This is a genomic window from Streptomyces sp. NPDC049577, from assembly GCF_040675635.1.
In the GTDB taxonomy this organism is placed as follows: domain Bacteria; phylum Actinomycetota; class Actinomycetes; order Streptomycetales; family Streptomycetaceae; genus Streptomyces.
Genome location: NZ_JBFAPH010000460.1, coordinates 1 through 3,898 on the forward strand (window position 1 = coordinate 1; position 3,898 = coordinate 3,898).

Sequence of the window (3,898 nt, forward strand, 5' to 3'; positions counted from 1 at the left end):
CGGTGTTCCCGAAGATCGCGCCCTGCACGATGAGCCCTTCGAACAGCGTGCGGCGGGCCCAGACGAGGAACCGAAGGAATCCGGCGAGGATTCGGCTGATGCCGAGCGGCATGGGGGACCTCCGTGGAGTCGAATGGGCGCCATCATGGAGCCCGCCGCTCGACGTCTGTTCGAGGTCCGCTCACGGAACGCGCCGGGTCGGCGCCGGCAGCGGAGGAACAGAGGAGGAACAGCTGTCATGACCGGTGTCCGGGACGACTTCCTGGCCACGGCCCGTACGGCCGTGACCCTGCTGCGCGACCCGGCCCTCGCCGGCCGGTGGACCGCGCCGAGCGCGCTGCCGGGGTTCACGGTGGCCGGCCTCGCCGGTCATCTGGCCTACCAGGTCATCGGCGTGAGCGAGGCCCTGTCCGGGCCGGTGCCGAGGGAGCCGGTCGTTCCGCTCCTGGAGCACTACGCGCGCGTGGGCTGGATCGGGGCGGCCGTCGACGACGAGGTCAACGTCCGCATCCGGCGCGGCGGCGAGGAGACCGCCGCCGAGGGCCCCGCGGCGCTGGCGGACCGCACCGCATCGGCCGTGGCCGGGCTGACCGTGCTGCTCGCCGCGGCGCCGGACCGGCCGGTCCGTCTGCCCTTCTGGGGCCCGTGGTCGCTGACGCTCGACGACCTGCTCGTCACGCGCACGATGGAACTCGCCGTCCACGCGGACGACCTGGCGGCCGGCCTGGGCATCGCGACCCCGGCCCTCCCGCCCGGCGCCGTCGAGACGGTCGTCGGCCTGCTGTCCCGCCTGGCCGTACGCCGCCACGGCGCGACCGCTGTCCTGCGCGCCCTCAGCCGCGCCGAACGCGCCCCGGCCACCATCGCCGCGTTCTGAGGCCCGGCACGGCCACCGCTTTCCATGGCCCCAACACCGGTTCTGTACACGGGTGTTGCGACCGTGATTACCTCACGGACGAGCGGTGCGAACGACGCCCGGAAAGGACACGCATGCTGGCGCTCTCACTGGCGACCGTGCTGGAGGAGGTCCTGGCCTCCGGGCCGGAGCAGCAGAAGAACCTGCAGGGGAACATCAGAGACCTCGACGAGCTCCTTCAGCCCGAGAACCTGGCCCGGTTGCGGGAGGTCGCCGACGTCTTCGCCTTTCTGGCCTTCCACCCCGCCGCCGATGCGGCCGTGACCGACTACGTGCGCTCCGGCACCCTCGCCGACGACAGCGGGCCCGGCGTCCTCGCCCTGTTCACCCTGGACACCCCCGCGCCCGTCCCGGTGGTGGTCGACGACGGGTCGTTCTCGGCGTGGCTGGACCTCGGTGGCGGCACCCATCCCGCCTACCGCATGGTGCGCACGCTCTTCGCCGACGGGTTCGTGCCGCCACTGCCGGGCGTGCTCTTCTTCCACGACCTGGCGAGCGAGTCGGGCGCCGTGTACGTGCCCCTCGGCCGGGCGGAGACGGAGGACGAGGTGCGCACGCTGCTGCGGCGGGTCTTCGCGCTGGCCGCCGCGGAGGCGGATCCGGACAACGCGAGGAAGGCGGTGGACCGGCTGTGCGTCGCGCTGCGCAAGGAGCACGTCGACTACCACAAGACCCGGCGGGCCTCGCTGCGCGAGTGGCTCGTCGAAGCGTTCCAGCTGGCCGCCGAGCGTGCCGGGGACATCGTCGGCGTCGTCGGGCTGCTGATATGAGCGGCCCCGCGCTGCTGACGGCGGACGAGCCGGAGGAGGCCGCGCCGCTGCTGGAGCCGGCGAACGCCCTCCTCGACGAGCTCGTGGCCTTCGGCCGGTTCTGCCGCGAGGACCACGCGCGGGAGGCGGGCACCGGCACGGGGGACGGCGCCGTCCACCGCCAGCCGGTCCGGGTGCGGCGCTACCTCGCCCGGCGCGAGATCCCCGTCTGCGTGGTCACCCTGACGCTCCAGGAGACGATCGGCCTGCGCTTCGCGGACGGGGTGCGTCTCCCCTACCGCCACAACTCGGCCACCTGGCCGGCGGGGCAACCGCTGGCCGGCCACACCTCCGTACCGCCGGGGCAGGCACCGTTCGGATGGCTGCGGACGTTCTTCTCCCACTGGGCGATGATCCCGGACGACGGGCCCGCCGTGGAGGGGGAGTTCCACCGTCTGCTGCGGTCGGCGCTGTGGATCTGCCACACCTCCGGGACCCGGCCCGCCGTGGAGTACCTGGCCGATCTCGTGGAGAGCGGACAGGTCGTCAACTCCCTCTCCGCGGCCTGGGCTGCGCACGCGCTGCTGGCCGCCGACTCGCGCACCGGCTCCCCCGAGGAGCTGGTGGCCTCGCTCATGGAGGGGCGCCTGCCGCGCGAGCCCCGGGACTGGCTGGTCTTCTACCCCTCGCTCGGCGACTCCGGGCCCGTGGCGCTCTCCCGGGAGGGCCGGGCGGCCGTGGAGTCCCTCGTGGTGCGGGGCTGGCGCCTGGTCGACGAGACGCGGGCCGCGCCCACCCTGGACGCATGGCTGTCGCGCCTGGCCGCGCTGGACGGCGTGCTCCGCTTCGTCCGGCGCACGGTCACCTGGTCGGTGGCGGAGGTCTCCCTGCCCCTCCAGGCGATCCTCTCCCAGTTCGAGGAGCTGAACGCCGACATCGCCGCGGCCGTCTTCAGCATCGAGGCGGGTGAGAGCATCGGCGCGGGCGTGCCCGGTTTCCGGGAGCACCAGCAGGGCGTCGAACAGATCTCCCGGAACTCGGGCGACGCCACCGGCGGACGGTTCCGCCGTGAGCGGCTGCTGCTGCCGCCGAGCGTCTACGAGACCGTGGACGAACCGCCCTGGCCGGACTGGAGCGAGCCCGGCCGGCACATCGAGGTGCCCTGGCGGATCTGCCACGGCCGGACGGAGGAGCCCCCGCCCGGGCCGCGCGCCGGCCGGCGACGGCTCTTCCCGGGCCGCCGCCCCCGACCGGCCTCCGTCCGGGAGGACCCGTCCCGGGCGCTCGCCCTGTACCCCGAAGACCCCAGGCTCTGGCTGACACTCCACGAGCGGCTGCGCTCGGCCGGCCACCACCGGTCGGCGGGCGCCGCCCGGCAGTTGTCCGAACGGATGGCGCGGCGCGCGGCCGCCGGGGGCTGAGCCTGTCGTGCGACCGACGTCCTCACGCGCGTCGAGAAGGGCAGGCGACCTCCCAGGCCGCCTCGATCATCCGGAAGATCTCGTCCACCGCGGCCTCCGGATCGGCCGCCTCCCGGGCCAGCGCATAGGCGTCGATCACGAATCTCGCGATCGTCCGGCAGGCCGTGGTGGTCTGCGACAGGCCGGGATCGGCGGCGATGGCCGTCGCCAGTGACTCCGCATGACGCAGCCTCATCGACTCCTCGTACTCCCGCAGGGCGGGTGATGCGTCGATCATGCGCCAGATCGGGGCGGCGCTGTCCGCCGTGCAATGCCGCACCAGGGCCTGGATCTCGCGGCGCAGCGCAGGGACGAGCGGTTCGTCCGGCGCCCGGCCGGTGACCGCCTGCGTGAGGCGTTGTTCGAAGTCGTGGTCCTGCTCGAACACCAGGGCCTCTTTGGAGGCGAAGTGGGAGAAGACCGTGGTGACGGCCACGTCGGCTTCGGCGGCCACGTCGCGGATGCCCACTGCGTCGTACCCACGCTCCAGGAACAGCCGCAGGGCGGTGTCGGCGATCCTCTGGCGGGTCGCGGCCTTCTTGCGCTCACGGCGTCCGGACGGCACGGTCATGCGCCAACGCTATCAGATCCAAAGACAGAACCGTTTTAAAACCCTAACCGTTAGTGCTACGGTCGGCGACATGAAGAGAGTGAGCTTCGCCGAGTTCGGCGGCCCCGACGTTCTGCAACTCCTGGACGCCGAGGAGCCCCACGCGGGCCCCGGCCGGATACGCATCGCCGTGCGGGCGGCGGGCGTGAACCCCGTCGACTGG

The 3,898-nt window shown here is 73.2% G+C and carries 4 protein-coding genes and 1 pseudogene; 4 read left to right on the top strand and 1 reads right to left on the bottom strand.

What is annotated here, in order from left to right; translation table 11 throughout:
• Positions 1-238: 238 nt before the first annotated feature.
• The 3 genes from AB0K09_RS30855 (at position 239) to AB0K09_RS30865 (ending at position 3,086) form a co-directional block, all read left to right on the top strand.
• The gene (locus AB0K09_RS30855) at positions 239-877 is read left to right on the top strand and encodes a maleylpyruvate isomerase N-terminal domain-containing protein (protein WP_366068707.1); all 639 of its coding nucleotides are present in this window, start codon (positions 239-241) and stop codon (positions 875-877) included.
• Between the two features lie 113 nt (positions 878-990).
• Complete coding sequence (locus AB0K09_RS30860) at positions 991-1,686, top strand: hypothetical protein (RefSeq protein ID WP_366068708.1); 696 nt, start codon at positions 991-993, stop codon at positions 1,684-1,686.
• Positions 1,683-3,086 carry a hypothetical protein gene (locus tag AB0K09_RS30865; RefSeq protein ID WP_366068709.1) on the top strand — a complete coding sequence of 468 codons (1,404 nt, stop codon included), beginning with the start codon at positions 1,683-1,685 and terminating at the stop codon, positions 3,084-3,086. The genes AB0K09_RS30860 and AB0K09_RS30865 overlap by 4 nt, the downstream gene beginning before the upstream one ends.
• A 22-nt stretch (positions 3,087-3,108) precedes the next feature.
• Here the strand turns inward: AB0K09_RS30865 and AB0K09_RS30870 are convergent, their stop codons facing one another.
• Positions 3,109-3,696 carry a helix-turn-helix domain-containing protein gene (locus AB0K09_RS30870; protein WP_366068710.1) on the bottom strand — a complete coding sequence of 196 codons (588 nt, stop codon included), beginning with the start codon at positions 3,694-3,696 and terminating at the stop codon, positions 3,109-3,111.
• Between the two features lie 70 nt (positions 3,697-3,766).
• On the opposite strand from AB0K09_RS30870, the pseudogene AB0K09_RS30875 reads away from it, so the two are divergent.
• Positions 3,767-3,898, top strand: a pseudogene (locus AB0K09_RS30875) (NADP-dependent oxidoreductase); the annotation flags it as partial.

Bases quoted from the DNA above. Each gene is read 5' to 3' on its own strand.
- AB0K09_RS30855 (WP_366068707.1), top strand. From the start codon at position 239: ATGACCGGTGTCCGGGACGACTTCCTGGCCACGGCCCGTACGGCCGTG.
- AB0K09_RS30865 (WP_366068709.1), top strand. From the start codon at position 1,683: ATGAGCGGCCCCGCGCTGCTGACGGCGGACGAGCCGGAGGAGGCCGCG.
- AB0K09_RS30870 (WP_366068710.1), bottom strand. From the start codon at position 3,696: ATGACCGTGCCGTCCGGACGCCGTGAGCGCAAGAAGGCCGCGACCCGC.
- AB0K09_RS30860 (WP_366068708.1), top strand. From the start codon at position 991: ATGCTGGCGCTCTCACTGGCGACCGTGCTGGAGGAGGTCCTGGCCTCC.